15 protein-coding genes are annotated in these 21,603 nt (G+C 58.2%); 8 read left to right on the top strand and 7 right to left on the bottom strand.

Features of this window, described 5'->3' with window-relative positions:
* The first annotated feature begins 16 nt into the window (after window positions 1-16).
* On the top strand, window positions 17-3,838 hold the full coding sequence (locus HF320_RS01795; RefSeq protein WP_169276803.1) for an InlB B-repeat-containing protein: 3,822 nt from the start codon (window positions 17-19) through the stop codon (window positions 3,836-3,838).
* Between the two features lie 134 nt (window positions 3,839-3,972).
* Here the strand turns inward: HF320_RS01795 and HF320_RS01790 are convergent, their stop codons facing one another.
* On the bottom strand, window positions 3,973-6,060 hold the full coding sequence (locus HF320_RS01790; protein ID WP_169276802.1) for a glutamine synthetase III family protein: 2,088 nt from the start codon (window positions 6,058-6,060) through the stop codon (window positions 3,973-3,975).
* A gap of 384 nt (window positions 6,061-6,444) precedes the next feature.
* On the opposite strand from HF320_RS01790, the gene HF320_RS01785 reads away from it, so the two are divergent.
* The 5 genes from HF320_RS01785 (at window position 6,445) to HF320_RS01765 (ending at window position 12,802) form a co-directional block, all read left to right on the top strand.
* On the top strand, window positions 6,445-7,320 hold the full coding sequence (locus HF320_RS01785; protein ID WP_169276801.1) for a methylenetetrahydrofolate reductase: 876 nt from the start codon (window positions 6,445-6,447) through the stop codon (window positions 7,318-7,320).
* An 80-nt stretch (window positions 7,321-7,400) separates the two neighbouring features.
* Window positions 7,401-8,084 (top strand): vitamin B12 dependent-methionine synthase activation domain-containing protein, encoded by a 684-nt coding sequence (locus HF320_RS01780; RefSeq protein WP_248276550.1) that lies wholly within the window; start codon window positions 7,401-7,403, stop codon window positions 8,082-8,084.
* A 68-nt stretch (window positions 8,085-8,152) separates the two neighbouring features.
* Window positions 8,153-10,705, top strand: a complete 2,553-nt coding sequence (locus tag HF320_RS01775; protein WP_169276799.1) for a homocysteine S-methyltransferase family protein — start codon at window positions 8,153-8,155, stop codon at window positions 10,703-10,705.
* Window positions 10,706-10,846: 141 nt separating this feature from the next.
* On the top strand, window positions 10,847-12,211 hold the full coding sequence (locus HF320_RS01770; protein WP_169276798.1) for a PFL family protein: 1,365 nt from the start codon (window positions 10,847-10,849) through the stop codon (window positions 12,209-12,211).
* A 108-nt stretch (window positions 12,212-12,319) separates the two neighbouring features.
* Window positions 12,320-12,802: a hypothetical protein gene (locus tag HF320_RS01765; RefSeq protein WP_169276797.1), complete on the top strand. Its 483-nt coding sequence runs from the start codon at window positions 12,320-12,322 to the stop codon at window positions 12,800-12,802.
* Between the two features lie 11 nt (window positions 12,803-12,813).
* On the opposite strand, the gene HF320_RS01760 is transcribed toward HF320_RS01765, so the two are convergent.
* Complete coding sequence (locus tag HF320_RS01760; protein ID WP_169276796.1) at window positions 12,814-13,497, bottom strand: hypothetical protein; 684 nt, start codon at window positions 13,495-13,497, stop codon at window positions 12,814-12,816.
* A 120-nt stretch (window positions 13,498-13,617) separates the two neighbouring features.
* Here HF320_RS01760 and yhbY point away from each other — a divergent pair, with 120 nt between their 5' ends.
* Complete coding sequence (gene yhbY / locus HF320_RS01755; RefSeq protein WP_169276795.1) at window positions 13,618-13,917, top strand: ribosome assembly RNA-binding protein YhbY; 300 nt, start codon at window positions 13,618-13,620, stop codon at window positions 13,915-13,917.
* 74 nt (window positions 13,918-13,991) lie between these two features.
* Here the strand turns inward: yhbY and HF320_RS01750 are convergent, their stop codons facing one another.
* The 5 genes from HF320_RS01750 to rplM form a co-directional block, all read right to left on the bottom strand.
* On the bottom strand, window positions 13,992-16,781 hold the full coding sequence (locus HF320_RS01750; protein ID WP_169276794.1) for an AfsR/SARP family transcriptional regulator: 2,790 nt from the start codon (window positions 16,779-16,781) through the stop codon (window positions 13,992-13,994).
* Between the two features lie 710 nt (window positions 16,782-17,491).
* On the bottom strand, window positions 17,492-18,235 hold the full coding sequence (gene nagB / locus HF320_RS01745; protein ID WP_169276793.1) for a glucosamine-6-phosphate deaminase: 744 nt from the start codon (window positions 18,233-18,235) through the stop codon (window positions 17,492-17,494).
* 79 nt (window positions 18,236-18,314) lie between these two features.
* Window positions 18,315-18,812 carry a PTS sugar transporter subunit IIA gene (locus HF320_RS01740; protein WP_022387322.1) on the bottom strand — a complete coding sequence of 166 codons (498 nt, stop codon included), beginning with the start codon at window positions 18,810-18,812 and terminating at the stop codon, window positions 18,315-18,317.
* 201 nt (window positions 18,813-19,013) lie between these two features.
* Window positions 19,014-19,409: a 30S ribosomal protein S9 gene (gene rpsI, locus HF320_RS01735; protein WP_169276792.1), complete on the bottom strand. Its 396-nt coding sequence runs from the start codon at window positions 19,407-19,409 to the stop codon at window positions 19,014-19,016.
* Window positions 19,410-19,411: 2 nt separating this feature from the next.
* Complete coding sequence (rplM, locus tag HF320_RS01730; RefSeq protein WP_052445398.1) at window positions 19,412-19,855, bottom strand: 50S ribosomal protein L13; 444 nt, start codon at window positions 19,853-19,855, stop codon at window positions 19,412-19,414.
* 263 nt (window positions 19,856-20,118) lie between these two features.
* Here rplM and HF320_RS01725 point away from each other — a divergent pair, with 263 nt between their 5' ends.
* Window positions 20,119-21,555 (top strand): helix-turn-helix domain-containing protein, encoded by a 1,437-nt coding sequence (locus HF320_RS01725; RefSeq protein WP_169276791.1) that lies wholly within the window; start codon window positions 20,119-20,121, stop codon window positions 21,553-21,555.
* Window positions 21,556-21,603 lie beyond the last annotated feature (48 nt).

Raw genomic sequence — 21,603 nt, 5'->3', positions numbered from 1 at the left:
ACGAGGAGGCACCGCGATGACCGACGCTCTATCCTGCATGTTTCACGCCCTACGCAACCATCTTTCGCGCACGCTCGCGCTCGCTACGCTCTGCACCCTGGGGCTCGCCCTTGCCACAACGCCCGCTTTTGCCGATGACGCTATAACCACGATCGACATCTCTGACAAAGGCGCCAACACCACCGTCGCCATCGACAAGCCGGGCTCTTACCGCCTTTGCGGCTCCAGCAGCACAACATGGGTTCACGTCAAAACGGGAAACGTCACTCTCTATCTTGCCGACGGCCTCAACATCAATCCCGGTATCTCGGCCAATACGGGCAAGACATGCCCTTCGATAAAGATTGAAAACACGGGCGGAACCGTCAACATCATCAGCGAGGCAAACGCTCAGGCAAAACTGTCGAGCTATCTTACGAGCCCCGCAATCCAAAAGGAGGGAACGCAAACCAAGCTCGTGTTCTCCACGGCCGATTCCGAACACCCGGGAACCATCAGCGCAGCAGCGGCTTCTGGCAGCATGTCCGCCGGCATTGGCACTAACTACAAGCTCGTCTCCAATGGAGTCACCGGAAACATCGTCTTCAAAAGCGGCAAAGTAATCGCTCGAGGCGGAACCGATGCCGCTGGCATCGGCGGCGGTTCCGGCGGCAGTGTCGACGGGATCACGATTGAAGGCACCGCAACTATCGAAGCATACGGCAGCGCGGGCGGCGCGGGAATCGGGTGCGGCTTTCACGGGACCATGCGAAACATCACCATTAAAGGCGGCAACGTCACGGCAAAGGGCGGCGATAGCGGTGCCGGGATCGGATGCGGCCGCGACGAGCAGGGCCTCACCCATGGCACTATCACAATCGAGGGTGGAACCGTCAATGCCACGGGTGGAGGCTTTGGCGCAGGCATCGGCGGGTCGTTCCGCTCAAAGGTCAACAGCATTGTGATCAAAGGCGGAACCGTCAAGGCAATCGCCGGTGAATACGCCTGCGGCATCGGCAGTGGCGGCGGAACGGCCAACGAGCACTGGTGCAAGTCGATCACCATATCCGGCGGAAACGTCACTGCTTTTGGCGGTGGAGCGAGCTCGTCCCACGCTGCCGCCATCGGCAATGAATGCAGGGCAACCGGACGCCAAACCATCACCATCACGGGCGGAATCGTTCGCGCCTACGCGACCAGCGACCACGCCCACGCCATCGGCGGAGGCGGCACAAACGGCCCCGGGTCGTATCCACATGTGGCGGTCGATATCAGCGGCGGAACCATCATTGCCAAAGGGGGTAGCAAAGCGAGCGCCTTTGGCTCCAATGGCAACGGATACAACACCCAAAAAGACAAATACTTTGCGGCGACCATCACGGGAGGTTCCATCCTCATTGCCGCGGGCGGCTCCGTAACCAACCTGGGCACGTTTCAGGTAGACCCCACCGATGCCGCCCACAATAAGGTTTCGCCCACAGCGGCAACCATGGGCACGCTGGAAAACAAACAGCTCGACCTTGGTAAATCCCAGGCAGTCGTCAAAGGTCTGAGCAGCAACTATGGCATGAACGATGTCACCGCGATAAGTCTTGATGACGAGTTTGGCAACGGCAAGAAAGACGTGCTCTTTTGTCCCTGGCTGCCCGCGGAGACAACGCTTGTACGCGTCGATGCAAGCGTGCAGTCGCAAAACGTTCCCTATACGGGCTCTGCCGCGTCCGGAAAGACCGGAACGCTGCATCCAGCATGCAAGCTTACCCTCTCCCCGTATGGAACGGGAACAGACGGACACGCCCTTGCCCTGTTCGGAGAAGGCGTTGAGACGATCCAGCCTGCCATCGCAACAGGGCAAGTTGCCGAGCGATACACGGCATCGCCCAACCCCTATAGCGAGCAGGTGATGGATGCCGGCGGAAATCTCTCCCCAAACGTCACGGTAAACGACACTCGCCTGACCGATGCGCAGGGCAACTGGATCTACAGCGGCGGCACCGATGGCTCGGGATCCTACGGCTCGTATACACTGTATGCGCAGATGCGTCCGGTATCCTACACGGTCCATTTCGACGTCAACGTGCCTGCAGGCTCAAGCGCCACGGCATCGGGCGCCGCGCCCGATGACATAGTCGCCAAATACGGCAAAACCTACAAAATCGGCGAGGGCTCTACGCTCTTTATTCCAGGATACACGCTCAGCGGTTGGAACACCGCTGCCGATGGGAGCGGCACCGCCTTTGCCCCCGGAGAGGCCGCGAGCAATCTTTCCGACACCGATGGCGCAACCGTCACGCTCTACGCCCAGTGGACACGCAAGCCCTACACGATTCATTTCGAAGGCGGAGAGGGCGCTACCGGCCATATGGATGACGCGCTGTTCGACATCGACGTCGCAGGTCAACTTCCCGCCAACCGCTTTAGCAAGCCGGGATACACCTTTGCCGGCTGGGCACCCTCCGCATCTGTGGGCGGCGCGATCTCTGACGGTGCATGGGTCACGAATCTCTGTGCGAAAGACGTCGACGGCAATATCCTCCTCGACGCGAACGGCTCGCCCATAGGCCTAACTCTCACGGCTCGCTGGATTGACAACAACGTCGCCGCGCATGACGTTACCGTCACCGTCGGAATCGACAACAGTGCCGCAAAAGGCTTTGCGTCGAGGCTCACGCTCGTTGACGGAGGGACCTCCTTTGCTCCCTTTGAAGAGAAAGCCGACGCATCGGGAGCGACATACTATGCGCTGAAGCGCGAAGGCGCGCTTCCCGCTGGCACGTACACGCTTATGCTTGACGACAAGGACACTGGCAAGACTGTCGAAGTAGGCGATGGCGCCGATGTCGTGTCCCTCAACCTCTACTCGCTTGCTGCCAGCTGCGATAACAAGCTTGCAGGAGTCGATGTACAGCCAAGCTGGTCCATCGCAGCGGGTACCGATACGGTGTACTTGGAGGGGTCGCATGTGACTCTGGTGGCGCGTGGAACTGCACGCGGCTACGCATTCGATCAATGGACCTCGCCCGACGGCACCGTGCACTTTGCCGAGGGCTCGTCCGAGGTATCCAATCCGACCACGGTCGTTGTAGACAGGGCGCTCTCGATGTATGCCACCTCACGCCCCATCGACTATTGCATTCGCTTTGACCCCAATGCAGACGACACCACGGGTACCATGGAGGAGCAGACACTCACCTACGACACTGAAGCAGACCTCTTTACCTGTGATTTTGCACGCACGGGCTACGCCTTTGTCGGCTGGAATACAAAGCCGAACGGCAGCGGGGACACCTTTGCAGATGGCGCTACTGTCAAAAATCTTATGGATAGCGAGGGCACTTTGACGCTCTTCGCCCAGTGGAAACCCATCGCCTATTTCGTGCATTTCGATGGCAATCTTGCCGATGGTCCCGCCATGCAATCCATCGAGGCAACCTACGGGCAAGCCTTCTACCTGCCTGAAAACACGTTTGTCTTCCACAACGACGGACTAGCAGATTCGACATTTATCGGTTGGAACACGCAACGCGACGGATCGGGCGATACCTATGAAGATGCACAGCAGGTCATAAATCTCTGCTCCACACAGGGTGCCTCGATCACGCTCTACGCGCAGTGGCGCGATCCCGAGCCCACACCGACTCCAGCCCCTGAGCCCAAACCCGATCCCGAGCCGACCCCTGGTACGAGCGGCGACACGGACCGGAAAACGCCTCAGCGACCAAACGGCACAAAATCCAAAGGTCATAGCAGCGGACTACCCGGCACCGGTGACGGATCACCCCTATGGATAGCGATAGGCGCCCTTGGCATCGCTGCGGTCTCCCTTGGAGCCTCTCGCATGAAAAGAGGCACACGGTAGTCACAAGGCTGCAGCCGCGCCTCCGCCGTCTGCGCACGGTATCGCTCGCGGCATGACGTCATCTCCGCATCGCAAAAAAGGAGCCCTGCATAAAGCGAGGCTCCTTTCCATCTATCTTGGCAACTCAGTTGAGATTAGACGTAGAACAGGATGTCGTCGTAGGTCGGAACGGGCCAGTAATCGCGAGCCACGATCTCTTCCATGGCGTCAACGGCGGTACGAAGCCTATCCATGGCAGGAACAACCTCGTGAGCATACTTGTTCGCCTGCTCCTGACCGTCCAGTGCCTCGGCCTCCTTGTGCAGGGCGTCGAGTGCCTTGATGGAATCGTTGATCTCGGTGATGCCGTAGCAGAGCTTGTTAAGCGTGTTCTGCTCGCACTGCATGGCAGCATCGGCACCAGCAGCGCGAATGGCCTCAAGACCCTTGGCGACCTTGGTGGCGTAAGCGGTAATGACCGGACGATAGGTACGACGCGCCTCGCGAACCATCGTGGTAGCCTCAATGTTCATGAGCTTGTTGTACTTCTCGAGCTTGCAGTCGTAGCGGCACTGAGCCTCGGCACGGGTCAAGACACCCATCTCCTCAAAGAGCGCAATGCTCTTCTCGGCAACGAAGGCGGGCAGGGCATCGGCCGTGGTCTTGTTGTTAGCAAGGCCACGCTTCTCGGCCTCGACGGGCCACTCATCAGAATAGCCGTCGCCAGAGAAGAGAATGCGCTTGTGCTCGGTCAGAACCTTCTTGCAGTAATCAAGTGCAGCATCCTGGAACTTGTCCTCGGGCGTGCCCTCGAGCGCGTCGGCAAACAACTTAAGCGACTTGGCAACGGCAACGTCGAGAACCATGTTGGGGTCGGAGACGTTTTGCTCGGAGCCGCAGGCGCGGAACTCGAACTTGTTGCCGGTGAAGGCGAACGGAGAGGTGCGGTTGCGGTCGGTGTTGTCCTGCATAAGCTTGGGCAGCGTGTTAGCGCCCAGGTCAAGAACGCCATGTGTAGCGTGGACAGACGCCTTGCCGTCGGCGATTTTCTCGACGACCTCGGTAAGCTGGTCGCCCAGGAAGATGGAGACGATCGCCGGGGGCGCCTCGTTTGCGCCCAAACGGTGATCGTTGCCGGCAGAGGCAACGGAGGCACGCAGCAGCTCCTGATAGTTATCGACAGCCTCGATCACCGCGGTGAGGAAGACGATGAACTGCAAGTTATCGAGCGGGGTATCGCCCGGATCAAGCAGGTTCTCGGACTCGGTGCCCAGCGACCAGTTGTTGTGCTTGCCCGAGCCGTTGATGCCCTCGAAGGGCTTCTCGTGCAGCAGGCATACCAGGTCGTGACGAGAGGCGATGAGCTTCATCTTCTCCATCATCACGAGGTTCTGGTCAACGGCCTCGTTGACCTCACCGTAAACCGGAGCGAGCTCGTGCTGGCAGGGAGCGACCTCGTTGTGCTTGGTCTTGCCCGGAATGCCCAGGGCCCATAGCTCGCTATCGAGGTCCTTCATGTAGGAAGAGACAGTGGGGCGAATAGCGCCAAAGTAGTGCTCCTCGAGCTCCTGGCCCTTGCAGGGAGTAGCACCAAAAAGCGTACGACCGGTGATAACCAGGTCCTTGCGCTTGCGATAAGCGTCCTTCTTGATCAAGAAGTACTCCTGCTCGTCGCCCACAGAGGGAACGACCTTCTTGGGCTTCTTGCCAAAGAGGGCCAATACGCGCTTGGACTCACGATCAAGAGCCGTCATGGAACGCAGAAGCGGAGTCTTCTTGTCAAGCGCCTCGCCGGTGTAGGAGCAGAAGGCCGTGGGGATACACAGAACATCGTCCTTGATAAAAGCAGGGCTCGTGCAGTCCCAAGCGGTGTAACCGCGAGCCTCAAAGGTGGCACGCAGGCCGCCGTTGGGAAAGCTCGAGGCGTCAGGCTCGCCCTGAATCAGGTTCTTGCCCGTGAACTTGGTGATAGCGGTGCCGTCGTGGTTGGGCTCGAGGAAGCTGTCGTGCTTCTCGGACGTAATGCCCGAGAGCGGCTGGAACCAGTGAGCGTAGTGCGTGGCGCCCTTGGAAATAGCCCAGACCTTCATGGCATGAGCAACAGCGTTAGCGACGTCCAGGTCCAACGGCTTGCCGTCCTCGATGGTGGCGGCGAGACGCTTGTAGATGTCCTTGGGAAGATACTCTTTCATCACATCTTCCGAGAACACCATGGTCCCGAAGCGGTCGGTAAGATCGGCCATGCGGAACTCCCTTCATGTTCACACCGGATTACAGCCGGCGTTTGTTACCAACGAACGATTCGTAGATTAGGCGCGACGTGTTTCGACGGCATTAACAAGACGTTGCCAGCCGGAAACCAACGTGTTGAGAATACCGCAGCTGCAGCTAAAACCCAACGTCAAACGATTTTTTCAGAAGATGGGAAAAGGAACGCGAAACATGAGCGTCCCCAACTCGCAACGCACAGGAAATGCGCCTGTCACGAATCTGTAGCAAGCTCACTTTGCAATAGACAATACCTATGGTTAACAAATGAAACAGCTTGGATGCTATCGCCAATGCTTGCGGTAAAATTTCTGCCACACAACGGCGGACACGCCGCACTAACGCATCCCGGAGGTCCCATGAAGGTTGCCGACATCTTCTCATCTGCAAAGGCAACGGGCGCTCAGCCCATCTCGTTTGAAATGTTCCCGCCCAAAGGCGAGCTCACCCTCGAGCACGCACGCGAGGTTGCCGAGCAGTTCCAGGATCTTCACCCCGATTTCGTGAGTGTCACCTACTCCGCTGGAGGCTCGGGCAACTCCGGCGCCACCGCAAAAATCGCCTCGATGCTCACGCACGACTTTGATATCACGTCCGTCGCCCACCTGACGTGCATTTCCCTCACGCACGATGAACTGCAACGTAAAATCGATGAGATGCGCCAGGCCGGCGTGGAAAACGTCCTTGCCCTGCGCGGGGACTTGCCCCAGGGAACCAACGCCGCCGATGCCGCACGCGCCGAATACCCTTACGCCAAAGACCTCATCCCCACCCTTGTGGATGCTGGTTTTTGCGTAGGCGCAGCCGCTTACCCCGAGGGACATATCACCTGCGAGAACCTCGAGCTTTCCGTCGAGCACCTCAAGCAGAAGCAAGATGCCGGAGCGAGCTTCTTTGTGACGCAGCTTTTCTTTGATAATGAGTGCTTCTTCCGCTTTCGCGAGATGGCCGACCGCGCGGGAATCACGGTACCCATCACCGCAGGCATCATGCCGTTCATGAGTAAGCAGCAGATCAGCCGCATGGTCTTCATGTGCGGCGCGTCGCTGCCTTCTCCGGTCATCAAGCTTTTGGCCAAGTACGAGGACAACCCGGACGCCCTGCGCGAGGCTGGCATCGAGTACGCCTGCCGCCAACTTGAGGGCTTGCGTGATGCCGACGCCGACGGCCTGCACATCTACACCATGAACCGTCCATCCGTTGCCCGCGCCGCCATCGAGGCCCTCAGAAAATAATGGATCTCCCGGCCTCTTTTGCAACACCCGTGCTTTATCGGCCCAACATCTCTGCGCGCCCCCGTGTGGACCGTGCGGAGATGTTGCGCTACCTAGGCTACGGCGGCCAAGAGATTGACCTCGACCTTGAGCGCCGAATCGTACGTTGCGTCGAAGAGCTCGAACTCTCTATTGAACCCAAGGGCGTGCGCCGCACCTTTTGTGTAGACGCCAGCGGCGCCGACGACGATGGAATGCCCTGCATCCAGCTCGTAGACAGCGAGATCGTCCTCACCGGACGCGATATCTACCGTCATCTCAAAGACGCCGCCTTCTGCACGGTGCTTGCCTGCACGCTCGGTATGAATTGCGAACGCAAACTGCGCACTCTGGCAAGCCAGCAGGCACTTGACGCCGCTCTCTTCGACGCCGCGTGCTCCTCGTATATCGAAGCCGCCGTGGAACAGATGGACCGCGATGTTCGCACGCAAGCAGCCAATGTGGGCCTGAGCGCAAACTGGCGCTTTAGCCCCGGCTACGGGGATTGCCCGCTCTCGGCCCAATCAAGCATCCTCGCCGCGCTCAACGCAAGCCGCCTTTTGGGCCTTACCGTCACAACAACAAACCTGCTCATGCCCACCAAGAGCGTGACGGCGTTCATCGGGCTGTTCGATGGCCCGGTGCACGACGCCAATACGCGGCCCACCTGCAATATCTGCAGGCTGCGCCCCAGCTGCGCCTTCCGCGCACGGGGCGAGACCTGCTATGGTGAGAAAACACGGTAACCCGCGCTATCTCGCCTGTGCAGACGCCAACACCCCGATACCCGCCTTTGAAGATGCGAGGCTCATTCATGAAATACACGCTCAAAACCACCGACGCCAACGGCCATCCGCTCACCGCACCCATCGACAACGCACGACGCGAAGGGGCAGCCTACGCGCCGCGAACGATTGAAACCTTGCGCTGCGACGAGCACCTGCGCGCTGTGCTGCGCGGCGAGAAACATCTGCTGTTCGACGGTGGCATGGGCACCATGCTGCAGGCGGCGGGCATGAAGGCGGGCGCCCTTCCGGAGCTCCTCAATTTTTCCGATCCCGATGTGATCACGGGCATCCAGCGCCAGTACGTCGAGGCGGGGTGCGACGTAATTACCTCCAATACCTTTGGCGCCAACGCGCACAAGCTCAACGGGGCAGCCAGCGTGGAAGACGTCTTTGCCTCCGCCGTCGCGTGTGCCCGCGCCGCCGGAGCGCGCTATGTGGCAGGCGACATCGGCCCCATCGGAGCCCTGCTGCGTCCCTTGGGCACCATGTCTTTCGATGAAGCTTACCTGCTGTTCAAAGAAGAGGTCGAAGCGGGCGTCAAGGCAGGCGTCGACCTGTTCATCATCGAGACCATGACCGACCTTGCCGAGACCAAGGCCGCTGTCCTTGCTGCCAAGGAAAACTCCGACCTGCCCATCTTTGCCACCATGACCTTCGAAGAGGATGGCCGTACGTTTTTGGGCACAAACCCCGAGGTCGCCGCTATCACCCTTGACGCCTTAGGAGCAGACGTCGTAGGCATCAACTGCAGTCAGGGGCCTGCCGACCTGCGTCCCTTTGCAAAACGCATGCTCAACGTTACCGACAAACCTGTACTCGTACAGGCAAATGCCGGCTTTCCGCACGTAGACGACGAAGGCAATACCGTCTTTGACATCGGCGCACCCGAATATGCCCACGCTGTCGCCGAAATGATCGAAGACGGCGTAGGCGTTGTGGGAGGATGCTGCGGCACCACGCCCAACCATATGCGCTTGCTCAAGCAGCTCATCGAAGGACGCACGCCACAGTTGCGCCATCACGACCCCGCCATGTACGTCACAAGTGCACAGAGCTGCGTTACCCTTCCCGTCGCGGGCCATCGCATCGCCGTCATCGGCGAGCGCATCAATCCCACGGGCAAAAAGCGCCTGCAACAAGCCCTGCGCGACGGCGACCTCGACTACGTGGTGTCCCAGGGCATCAGCCAGCAGGAGCAGGGCGCCGATATCCTCGATGTCAACGTGGGCCTGCCCGAGATCGATGAGGTCAAGATGATCCAAGCGGCATGCGAACAGCTCCAAGGCTCCACGCTGTTGCCTTTGCAGATCGACTCGACCGACCCCACCGCCGTCGAGGCTGCAACGCGTCGTTATGCCGGAAAGCCCATCATCAACTCGGTCAACGGCAAGCGCCAGATCATGGACGAGATCTTGCCCATCGTAGCTCACTACGGCACCAACGTGATTGGTCTGGCGCTCGACGAGGACGGTATCGCCGAGACGGCCGAGAAGCGCTTTGCCATTGCCGAGCGCATCGTAGATGAGTGCGAGCGTTACGGCATCGCCCGCGATCGTATTCTCATCGACTGCCTGGTCATGACCGCCTCCACCAATCAGGCTCAGGTAATCGAAATCCTGCGTGCCGTACGCATGGTCAAGGAGCGCCTGGGCGTGAAGTGCGCCCTCGGCGTTTCCAATGTGAGCTTTGGCCTTCCTGCGCGCCCACTTTTGGGCTCGACCTTCCTGGCCGCTGCTTTTGGAGCTGGTCTCGACGCCCCCATCATGAATCCCGGATCCGCCCGCTTTATGGATGCTGTCCGCGCTTATCGCGTGATCAATGCCGAAGACGAGGGCTCGGCCGACTACATTGGCCGCTATGCCGAGCGGACCGATCCCTACAAGATCGCTGCCGACCCTGCCCTTGCACTGGCACCGAAAACGGCCGCCGCGCCTACCGCAACCGCAGATTCCCCGACAAACGAGGACCCCATCGCTCGCTTGGTCATTAGCGGACGCAAGGGAGAAATTGCCGCCACGACCAAGGAACTCCTCAAAACAATTCCTGTCATGGAGCTCATCAACGACCACTTCATCCCCGCGCTCGACGAAGTTGGCGTTCTGTTTGACCAGGGAAAGTTTTTCCTACCGCAGCTGATGGCATCGGCAGAAGCGGCGCGCGTGGGCTTTGATACCATCAAGGCGGCCATGCCCGCTGGCGAAATTGCCGACAAAGGCAAGATCTGCGTCGCCACCGTCAAGGGCGACATCCACGACATCGGCAAAAACATCGTCAAGATGCTCCTCGACAACTACGGCTACACCGTCTTTGACCTGGGTCGCGACGTAGACCCGCAAGCCGTGCTCGACGCAGTGCGCGAACGTGACGTCAAACTCGTGGGCCTCTCGGCTCTCATGACCACCACAGTCACCAGCATGGAGGAGACCATCCGCCTGCTGCATGCCGAGGTGCCCGGCGTCAAAATTATCGTAGGCGGCGCTGTCCTCACCCCCGAGTATGCCAAGCAAATCGGCGCCGATTACTATGCTAAGGACGCCGCCGAATCCGCACGCATCGCCGAAGAGGTCTTTGGCAGCTAGATCCAAAACAGCAGAACAGCGCCGCAGGATTTGTCCCCGTTTTTTGACAAATGGGTAACGAGAACGACACCCTATCGCCGCATACAGGTAAAGCACGGTAGAATAGTGCCCACAAGCTGGACTCAAGCATAAGGAGCGCGCATGGCGATCACGCCTCAAGAAATCGCAGAGACCCGCGGCATGGTCGCGGAGCAAAACCTCGACATCCGCACCATCACCATGGGCATCTCCCTTATGGGATGTGCCGACGAGAACCTCGATCGCATGTGCACCAAGGTCTATGACCATGTAACCAGCACTGCTGAGAATCTCGTACAGACCGCCGAGGGTCTCGAGCGCGAATACGGCATCCCCATCGTTAACAAGCGCGTCTCCGTCACGCCCGTGGCAAAGATCGCCGCATGCTGCAAGGACGAGGACCTCACCCCCATTGCCCACGCACTCGACCGCGCCGCCGAGACGCTCGGAATCGATTACCTGGGCGGCTTTTCCGCCGTTGTCCAGAAGGGCATCGGTGACGCCGACCGTCGTTTGATTCAATCCATCCCCGAGGCGCTCGCCGGCACGAGCCGCGTTTGCTCGTCCATGAACGTGGCGAGCCTGCGCGCAGGCATCAATATGGATGCCGTGCTCATGGCAGCCCATACCATCATCGACTCGGCCAAGCTCACGGCCGACCACGAGTCCGTAGGCGCCTCCAAGTTCGTCTGCTTTGCCAACATGGTGGAGGATTCGCCCTTTATGGCAGGTGCCGTGCACGGTGGCGGCGAGGCAGATGCCGTCATCAACGTAGGCGTCTCCGGCCCTGGCGTCATGGCAGCCGCCCTGGAGAAGCTTCCCGACACCGCTTCTATGATGGAAGTTGCCGAGAAGATCAAGCAGACCGCTTTTAAGATCACGCGCGCCGGAGAGCTCATGAGCCGCGAGGCTTCCCGCCGTCTGGGCGTAGAAAAGGGCATCGTGGACCTTTCCCTCGCCCCCACCCCCGCCGTAGGCGACTCCGTTGCCCGCATCCTCGAGATCATCGGTGTGGGCACCTGCGGCGGCCCCGGCACCACGTGTGCCCTCGCAATGCTTAACGACGCCGTCAAGAAGGGCGGCGTTATGGCCAGCTCCAGCGTCGGCGGTCTTTCGGGCGCCTTCATCCCCGTCTCCGAAGATGCGGGCATGATCGCCGCCGTCGAGGCAGGCGCTCTCTCGCTCGAGAAGCTTGAGGCCATGACCTGTGTCTGCTCTGTCGGCCTCGATATGATCGCCGTTCCCGGCGACACCTCCGTCGAGACCATCGCCGGCATCATTGCCGACGAGATGGCCATCGGTGTCATCAACAATAAGACCACGGCCGTCCGTATCATCCCTGCCATCGGCAAGGGCCTGGGTGAGTGCGTGGACTACGGTGGACTGTTTGGCCGCGCGCCCATCATGCCCGTCAATCCGAACGCAGGCACGGTTCTTGCGCATCGCGGTGGCCGCTTCCCCGCTCCGCTCAATTCGCTCAAGAACTAGCGCATCCTGTTTGATGTGTGTTACGGGCCGGTTGGACTCAGCGCCAACCGGCCCGTTTGCTATTGTTTGGGGCTACGCACCAGTCACCCCGCAGCAGAAAGGCTGTACATGAAGAAGTTTTTTAAGACCTTTGGCGGCGTGCTCATGGGCATCGTCGTTGTCTTTGGCATCCTTTCCGTACTGTGTAACACGCTACTTGCAGGAACCCCGTTGGCATCCACCCTCCAGCAGCTTGGGGGAGGTGCCGGAGCTACTGCCGCCAACGTCGCGCTCGATGCTTCGGGAATCAAAGGAAAACTCGACAGCGAGCTTCGTTCCCACGCTGGCGACATCGCTGCCGCGACCGGTCTTTCTGAAGGTCAGGTCGAAGATATCATCAACCAGATTGATATCTCTTCTTGGAGCGTCACAACGCTTCCCGCCGATGCCACCGTAGCGGGCAGTTTCCAGACCTCGTATCAAGGCACAAACGTCACGGTCACAACCTACACAGACCCATCGTATGTCTCCATCAGCCCCTGGGGTCAAACCATTACGCTTGCCGTGCCCGAGAGCTCGCAAAACTACGTTTCCTACCTCTCGTATCTTTAGAGCAGCCACGCTCAAAGCTCGATATTCTTCATCGTTCCATCCCGCAGTTCGAGCTCTAAGACGCCTTTGGAAAGTCTGGCCTTCCGCACGCAACCGTCTCCTTGAACAAGCTCGACCGGCATGCAGCCGTCGCCTAAAGCAAGACTTGTCACGTGATAATCTGCATCGGTTGTCGATATGGCATATACCGCACCCGAGTACTCAATGACGCCCACCGGGGAACCGTCCATCTCGCACAAGTCGCTCGGTTTGTCTTCGGAGCCCTGGGCGCGTCGCTGAAGGACGCATCCATCGCCTGTTGCAGATAAACGGTAAACAAATCCACCGTACTCGATGCTCTTTTTTACGGTGCCCTCGGAAGAGCGGACCACCGCAACCTCCGCCTCCCCGGCAGCCGCACCATCACGGTGATGAGCTATGCCCGTCAGAGCGCCACCGATCAGATATACAACAACAAGCGCCAGCCCGATTCCCACCAGTGCCGCCGCGAACGAAACAGCGCGGCTTGAGTGCTCGGCAGCACCGCTCGATACCACACGACGCGTGCCCGCAGCCGCAGCGCGCAGGCGCTCTCGCTCCACCGGCTTGGCATGAGCCGCCCTCTTGGCGGCATCAAGCGCATTGACGGGCCTACGGGCATGAGACATGTGTCCATCGATCGCGCGGCCATCCCTCCGCTTGGTCTCCATCGCCATCCGCGCTCCTCTCCAAGGCATACTGCAATTGTGTATGCACAGGTTTTCGCCCCCATGCAGACCTGCGGTACGTTATCGTATTGCACGGAATACAGAGTAGCAGCAGAAAGTGAGCTTTCCATGGCCCTCACCGGTAAACAGGTTCGCCAGCTCCGCGCCCTGGCGCATCACCTCAATCCCGTCGTCAACGTTGGCCGCGGGGACATCAACGACGGCGTCGTCGCGCAGACGGAAGAGTGCCTCGAAGCGCACGAGCTTATCAAATGCAATGTCCAGGACGGCAGTGATCTTACGGCGCGCGAAGCCGCCAACGAGCTCGCAGAGCGCTGCGGCGCCGACGTGGTCCAGGTCATTGGCCACCGTTTTTCGCTCTATCGCATGAGCTCGCGCAAGGACGTCGACCACATCAAGTTCGACTAACACGCACGTATACGCTTTTGCTCAAGCGCGCTCCCCCACCTGGAGGAGCGCGCTTTTTTATATTGCCCAGGCGCTCACAGCATGACAGGGGCCTTGGACCTTCCAATGATTTGCTCATAGGCGATGCGCGTCTTTTCCTCGGGAAGCGCATGCACTTCATGCTCCAGATAGTGCAGGTGACTGTTATAGAGCTCGACCACTTCACGCCGGCGTCCGCATAAGTCAAAGACAGCCATAGCACGTCTAATCACGTCTTCGCGCGTCGCTTCTTGTCTCAAGGCCGCCTCGACAAGCCAAGTAGCAGATGCCGTGTTCCCAGCCTCGACGGACAAATCAATCCCGCGAATCATGCAGTCGATAAACTTGGACTGATACATGCGACGCAGCTGAACAAAAAACTGCGTATTGCCAATGCTCGGGATAAAAAGCGGACCCGCATATACCTCCTCGAGCTTCAAACAATCGTCGATAACTTCCTGTGCGCTCCTACCCGTCTTGCGCAGCAAGACCTCACGCGCCAACGCGTCAAAACGACGAATATCAGACGTAACATAATCACCGTTGAAGGATATGGCATCGGCCTGTGTTACCACATACTGAGGACCGTCCTTCCGCTGACTCAATGCACCCCGCAGAGAGGAGAGCGCAGTATAGAGACTCTTGCGCGCATGGGCATAATCCATCTCCGGCCACATCTCCTCAGAAATCACCCGACGGTCCACAAAGGTATCGATCGAAAGCACGAGGCGCGCAGCAAGCGCACTTGCCTTCTTGCGCTTCCAAACTTCATCTGTCAGGGTATGACCGTTGCGCAACACGTGAAAGCCGCCAAAGAGGTTGATAGTTACCTGCCCTACATCGGGAGTCCCCAAATAGAGCATCGTCTCATATGACTCCACCTCCTTTACCTCATCGATAACGCCTCGATACTGCGATGGGTGCCGGAGCGGAACGAGACGACGTGCCGAATCGGATCTATCCCCCAGCACTGACATAGTAAGACAGGCACGCGTTGCAAAAGAGGAATCCAGCAATACGGACCGATGCATCGAAAACCATGCCGAAAGCTCCGCGTCAAAACGTGCAGCCGAAAGATGCAACGCCGTAGACCACGCCCAAGCCGGATCTTTGACCTGCGTCGCAAGATCTAAAAGATCTGCCTGTTCGCGAACGGTTATCATCGAGGCATCCCTTAGCTGAGCGCTTTGCACCAGCAAATGAGCCCAACCGCGCAGAAAGATATTCGACTTGTCTGCGAGCTTCTCCACTTGCTGCCCACGAAACTGCGCATTCATCACCTGCCCCAACGTCAATGCCTGCCAGCCTTCCGCCGCAAGGCAAAACAGCTGAGTTGGCAAATCGGATTGCCGAACCGCCATCGTATTGGCATCGACAAATGCCCGCTCGTCGGCAATCGGCTCGAGACGCATCAGGTGCCCCACCGCCTGTGCCATACGCACTCGCGCGGCACAAGGCAAAAGCCTGCGCTCGAGAAGCACATCGCGCAGGCCGCTTAAACGAGACATCGCCTCGCCGAGGTCTTCCGGGCGGCCGCAAAAGGCTTGCTTGAGCACCTCCACCGTAGATTCGAGAATCTCCAGCAAATCGACCCCATTGCATCTTCTGTTTTGCGGCAAAGGCTCTGGAGCACTATAGGCAGCGATGTTTCCGTCGCCTGCCATAAGGCGGTCATAGGCGGCAATACAAGCCTCCAACCGATCAGCATGCGACGACCTTGCGCCTCTGCAAAAATGCTCCGAAAGCGTCGGAAGCGATATTCCCGCGCACGAATCCCACAGAGCCACAAACGCGCAGGCACATGCCCATTCCGTTGGGTCGACATCGCGTTCCATATCGTAGGCGCGCTTCCTCAGCTCGAGTGCCGCAGCGCGTGCAAGACGAAGGTCGCCAAGCGTCAACGCCGCAAGACATGCCGCAAGCAAAGCACCTGCTTCAAGCGGCTCCTCTGTAGAGGCTTCATGCCGGCCCAGCAATCGACTAATAAACAAGCCATGGCCACTCAGGACAAATCCGGTAGGGCGCATCGCAAGCAAGGCGATGGCGTCATTATCTTCCAGCACGTTCTCGCACAGCTCAACCGCATCGTCAAAGCGGGAGGCCTTAACGAGCATTCGACCGGCATGGCTAACGATTTGGCTCGAAAGCCGAGCGACCATTTGCTGAAGCGAGCGCTTGATCTGTGCGCCTAGCCCCAAGCACTTAAACTCGCCGGTATTGACCGCAAATCCAAACACAGGCCAATCGCGCGAAAGCTGCAACAACACGTTCGGCTTCACGCGCACCCCGCACGCCTCAAGATCGGCTATCGTCCCCGATCCCATCGCCAACATAAAGCAAACGATCCTGAACAAGCCATCCCGCGCCTGCTGCAAGCTGTTGAGGATCGCTTCATAAATCCCAAGGATACCCGCGTTAAGAGCAGAGCCGTCTGCCTCTTGTGAGCTGATGCTTTGCAGCATGGCAATAAGAGCTGGGACACCTTGTGTCAGATGATAGACATCAAGCGAGGCCGAGATTGAGTATAAACGCGCCCACTGAGCGTATTCTCGCGGCTGAACCAGCAAGGATCGAGCGGGGATGAGCGAGCTCTCCCCCACTACCTTGATGAATTCGTGGTTGGTGGGAAGGCAGGAGACAACGATCTCGAAGCCCTGATCGCGCAAATCAATTAGCGTATCAACCACACGTTGCAGCCCCGCCTTTCCAAAGCGAGGCATGTTGTCCACAATCACAACGGGCGAAGCGGTTGGCGCGATATCGCACTGCAGACGTCGCAAACGCTCCCCAAGCTCAGCGGGACGCATTCCCTGCGCATCGATAAGACCCACGTCACCGCGCGTCATATCCTCTTTAATACTATCCGCGTATTGAAGAAGAAGTGCGGTTTTGCCAAACCCCGCCGGTGCGCTTACCACGGCCATGCCACCATCGCGGCATTTGCGCACAAGATCTTGCACCAATCGGTCTCTGCGCGCAGAAAATCCAGCTGGCACTCGATAGAACTCTCCCGTATCCGATTCGCCCTTTAAGTCCCCCACATACGTTTTGCCAACACCCACTGCATCCCCCACTCTCGCACAACGTGAGCCTTGTCGATTCAAGATACGAGCTGGTTGCCAGAGGGGCATAGTAAATTCGGCGAAGAGATCTTGTTTGTTAGATTTGAGGGGAGATATGTAGCATATCTCCCCTGTTTCGCGATACTTACCGTCAACTTCCCAAGGCATATATATTTACCTGCTAAAACCCTGGAATCTTTTTTCAGTATTGACACTTTAGCAATGACATTTGTCAACGTAACTATACATTCGTTACCGCTTATGGTGCATTTTACGGCGCTCACCATTGCATATTTGTCCGACAGAATTAAACGTGTTAATCAGAGTTTTTGCCAATGTCCGGCCGGGCTGTTTGATTTATTTGAGATTGCCGTAAGAAATGGGTTAGATTGGCGCATTTTTGTTGATAACTCAGCATAAAAAAACGGCCCCGAATCACTTCGGGGCCGTACAACCTTGACGCTATCTACGCACCAAGGCGCATCAAATCGAAACTACGCAAGCATGCCCTTGCACAGAGCGAGCGCCTCGTCGTCGGCAACGACCGTGACGTTGGTGTGCAACTGCAGGATGGAAGCAGGGCACTGCGGAGTAACCGGGCCAAAGCACATATCGTGAACGGCCTGGGCCTTCTTCTCGCCATTGGCAACAACCAAGATGGAGCGAGCGTTCATGATGGTCTGAACACCCATGGTGTAGGCGCGACGCGGCACGTCCTCCTCACGCTCAAACAGACGGCTGTTAGCCTCAATGGTGCTCTCGGTCAGGTTGACGCAATGCGTGCCCTTGGAGAAAACGTCGTCCGGCTCGTTGAAGCCAATATGGCCGTTGCGGCCAATGCCCAGAAGCTGCAGATCGCAGAAACCAGCGTCGGCAACCATCTTGTCAAAAGAAGCACAAACCTCATCGACGTCGGTGTTAGATCCAGCGGGAACGTGCACGTTCTTGGGGTCGATGTTGATATGATCGAAGAAATGCTTATTCATGAAGTAGTGGTAGCTCTGGGGATCGTCATCCGCGATACCAAAGTACTCGTCGAGGTTATACGTGCTGACCTGAGAGAAGTCGACATCGCCCTTCTTGTACCAATCGATAAGCTGGTCATAGGTGCCAATGGGAGAATCGCCCGTAGCAAGGCCCAGAACACAGTTGGGCTTGAGGATAACCTGAGCAGAAATGATGTTGGCTGCCTTGCGGCTCATGTCCGCATAATCGCGAGCGCGAACGATTTTAATCATAAAAGGCCCCTTTCAAAGAGCAATAACTAACCCTCAAAAGCATAGCGCTAAATAAGGCGTATAGTGGTCTTTTCTTGCGCTACCTCTCGCGAGCGGTAATAAGCTCGTCAAGCTCCGAAACGGTGCTTCCCACGTTGCCCTTGATGCTGGAGAACTCAACAGAGTTGCAAATCAGAATCGGGGCAGTAACGTCAAAGCCGGCATCTTTGATAGCCTGGCGGTCAAACTCGATAAGCACCTGGCCCTTTTTCACGTTCTGTCCAATAGCGGTGCAAACGTGGAAGTACTTTCCATCCAGACGATCGGTATCAAGGCCCACATGGATGAGAACATCCATACCCTCGTTGGTGTGAAGCGCCACGGCATGGCCAGTGGGAAAAATCGCTTCGATTTTAGAATCGGAAGGGGCAACCACATGGTTACCCGAGGGCTCAATGGCAACGCCTTGGCCCAAGAGCCCAGCGGCAAAAATATGGTCGTTCACCTCAGAGAGAGGAATTACCTTACCCGCAAGCGGCGAGAGCAAGGTATTGCGTTTGCTCCGCATGCCAAAAGTCTTGAAAAGCCCGCTCAGCATGATCCTCCTTGTCGTACGCGATATAGCGCACAGACATTATCGTAACGCGAAGCACGTCCGATTTGAACAGAATATCAGAATGTGTCAACAACAAAGCAATTCAGTATGTAAACGCCGGATGCGATCCAGCGACATGAAAAAACGGAGCCCGCCGAACATGCGGCAGACTCCGTTTTTGAGTCCAAATACCAGGCGAAATGCTTAGCGCTTGGAGAACTGCGGAGCGCGACGGGCCTTCTTCAGACCGTACTTCTTGCGCTCGACCACGCGAGCATCGCGGGTCAGGAAACCGGCCTTCTTGAGGTCGGCACGGTAATCGCCAGCGTTCAGAAGAGCGCGAGCGATGCCCAGACGAAGGGCGCCGGACTGGCCGGAGATGCCGCCGCCATCAAGAAGGGCGATGACATCAAAGGAACCGAGGGTATCGGTAACCTTGAAGGGAGCGAGAGCGTCCTCGACCAGCTGCTTGCGGCCAAAGTACTCCTCGGCATCGCGCTTGTTAACGGTGACCTTACCGGTACCGGGAACGAGACGGACGCGGGCAACGGCGTTCTTACGACGGCCGGTGCCGTAATAAACAACGGTGTTCTCAGCCATCTTTAAGCCTCCAGGTCAATCTTGGTCGGGTTCTGAGCAGCATGCGGGTGCTCGGCACCAGCGTAGACCTTCAGCTTCTTGAGCTGCTGACGGCCAAGCGTGGTCTTGGGGAGCATGCCGCGAACGGCGCGCTCGATGACCTGCTCAGGGTGCTTCTCCATGGCCTCGACAAAGGTCTCGGCCTTGAGGCCGCCATTGTAGCCGGAGTGACGGTAGTAGACCTTCTGGTTGGCCTTGTTGCCGGTAAGCTGGACCTTATCGGCATTGATGACAACCACGAAGTCACCACAGTCAGAGTTGGGGGTGAACTGAGGCTTGTTCTTACCGCGCAGGATCATTGCGACCTGAGTGGCCAGACGGCCCAGAACAGCACCCTCGGCATCGACGAGAACCCAGTTGCGCTGGACCTCGCCCTGCTTGGCGTAGTGAGTCGATTTCTGAATCACTTGACTCCTCCATGTACATTACGTGTCTTAACAGAGATTCACGGGGCTCTGCAAAGTAACTTGTCGAGTATACCGCGCGAACGCTTTAAGTCAACGATAATTCGGCGTTCTATCAGAGTTTCTGCACATGCGGACGAACATCCTTCGCGCATCCTTGAGACCTTTTGTACAATACGAAGAATCGATATCGAAAGGAAGCCTTTATGCGAGCGCAGATGCACAAAACACAGCGGACGCAGACAGGATATCGGGAGCTCATTAGGTTGGCCCTGTTCTTTTTCGTCTTCCTTACAAGTACCTTTATCTTCGACGAGCATGCAGCACTACTCTTTGGCCCTTCCCTCGTCTCGCCCCTAGAGAGTCTCATGCTCGGCTCGAGCGTCATTGGTTTCATCCTCAGGCCCTATCTATGCTACCGCCTCCCCACCAGGCGGCACGATGTCTCGACCCTCATAGGCACGCTCGCCGTCGCCGCGATTGTCGTCACGATCATGGCCAGACGCACCTGGGTGTTCCTCGCCGGGGGCATCGTCCTCTTCGCGGCACTCGGCTATATCGGCAGCGCCGCCCATTCGTTCCTTGCACGCCGCTATGCCAAGACGTCCTATCTGGCGCGCGCCGTCGCTATCACCTATGCTTTGGGAATCGTTTTTCAGTTTATCTTCCATATCCTCGTTCCAGGCGATATGCCCAACCAGATTGTCCTCGTACTCTCCACGCTCGCCGTGGTGACCCTTCTCCATGCGATTGCCGAGACGAAAGCACCCGGTGGTGTCGCGTGGCAAGATCTTTCTACCATGGGCGCCGCGTCCACCCCCGCAGCCAGAGAGACTGCCGTGCGTCTCGCCGTGGCGATCTTTTGCCTCACGGGAGTTTTTGCAGCCCTCAACTCCGCACTCACCCTATCGCATGCCTCCAATGCCATCGACCTCGGCTCGTGGCCGCGCCTCTTCCTCGTGCCAAGCGCCCTCGCCGCCGGCATACTTTTCGATAAGCTCGACACGCGTCGTGTCGGCATGATCATGACCGCCGTCGCGATGTTCTCAGCCTGCGCCCTTTTCATCCTCATAGGCAATGTCGGCATACGCGCGAGCGCCATCGTCTTCTACCTGGGGTCGGGCGTATTCGTCGTCTTCTTCACCACGACCTATATGAAACTCTCTGCTCATATGAGAATGCATGAGCTGTGGCCGAGCATGGGCCGTGTGTTCAACAACATCGGCTCGATGCTCGTGAGCGCGCCTGCCATTGCCCTGGTCGACGACGGCAACCCTCTTGGCATGATAATTGCCACAGTCGTCCTGCTCGCAGGCGTCGCCGCATCGCTTCTCTCGAGCTCGGGAACTAAGCAGATCGGATGCGAGAACCCACACGAGAACCCCCGAGCCGACATCAATACCGAGAATATGTCGCAGCAAGACGACGCGCGCTCGAGCGAGGCGGCATCGACACCGCCGGCCGCTCTCTCGCTTGAGGAGCCCCTCGAGCGCTTCTGCCGGGCATACAGCCTCACTCCACGCGAGGGCGATGTAGTGCGCGCCCTTCTGACTATGGACGACAGCGTGAGTGATATCGCATCCGCGCTCTTCCTTTCGCGCTCGACGCTCTACCGTCTCATCGCATCGATTAACAAGAAGACAGGTACCGCTTCGCGCACGGCTCTCATCACGTTCTTCTGGACCTGGTACAACGCTTCGTAGAGGCATAAAGTCGCTCCACGGAAAAGGGCCCACTCCAAACGGAGCGGG

It is taken from the genome of Collinsella acetigenes, assembly GCF_012844445.1.
GTDB lineage: Bacteria > Actinomycetota > Coriobacteriia > Coriobacteriales > Coriobacteriaceae > Collinsella > Collinsella acetigenes.
This window is presented reverse-complemented; position numbering and strand designations above follow the sequence as displayed.

What these genes read in the sequence shown, in the direction of transcription:
- HF320_RS01795 (WP_169276803.1), top strand. Translation starts at nt 17, where the DNA reads ATGACCGACGCTCTATCCTGCATGTTTCACGCCCTACGCAACCATCTT.
- HF320_RS01790 (WP_169276802.1), bottom strand. Translation starts at nt 6,060, where the DNA reads ATGGCCGATCTTACCGACCGCTTCGGGACCATGGTGTTCTCGGAAGAT.
- HF320_RS01785 (WP_169276801.1), top strand. Translation starts at nt 6,445, where the DNA reads ATGAAGGTTGCCGACATCTTCTCATCTGCAAAGGCAACGGGCGCTCAG.
- HF320_RS01780 (WP_248276550.1), top strand. Translation starts at nt 7,401, where the DNA reads ATGTTGCGCTACCTAGGCTACGGCGGCCAAGAGATTGACCTCGACCTT.
- HF320_RS01775 (WP_169276799.1), top strand. Translation starts at nt 8,153, where the DNA reads ATGAAATACACGCTCAAAACCACCGACGCCAACGGCCATCCGCTCACC.
- HF320_RS01770 (WP_169276798.1), top strand. Translation starts at nt 10,847, where the DNA reads ATGGCGATCACGCCTCAAGAAATCGCAGAGACCCGCGGCATGGTCGCG.
- HF320_RS01765 (WP_169276797.1), top strand. Translation starts at nt 12,320, where the DNA reads ATGAAGAAGTTTTTTAAGACCTTTGGCGGCGTGCTCATGGGCATCGTC.
- HF320_RS01760 (WP_169276796.1), bottom strand. Translation starts at nt 13,497, where the DNA reads ATGGCGATGGAGACCAAGCGGAGGGATGGCCGCGCGATCGATGGACAC.
- yhbY (WP_169276795.1), top strand. Translation starts at nt 13,618, where the DNA reads ATGGCCCTCACCGGTAAACAGGTTCGCCAGCTCCGCGCCCTGGCGCAT.
- HF320_RS01750 (WP_169276794.1), bottom strand. Translation starts at nt 16,781, where the DNA reads ATGACGCGCGGTGACGTGGGTCTTATCGATGCGCAGGGAATGCGTCCC.
- nagB (WP_169276793.1), bottom strand. Translation starts at nt 18,235, where the DNA reads ATGATTAAAATCGTTCGCGCTCGCGATTATGCGGACATGAGCCGCAAG.
- HF320_RS01740 (WP_022387322.1), bottom strand. Translation starts at nt 18,812, where the DNA reads ATGCTGAGCGGGCTTTTCAAGACTTTTGGCATGCGGAGCAAACGCAAT.
- rpsI (WP_169276792.1), bottom strand. Translation starts at nt 19,409, where the DNA reads ATGGCTGAGAACACCGTTGTTTATTACGGCACCGGCCGTCGTAAGAAC.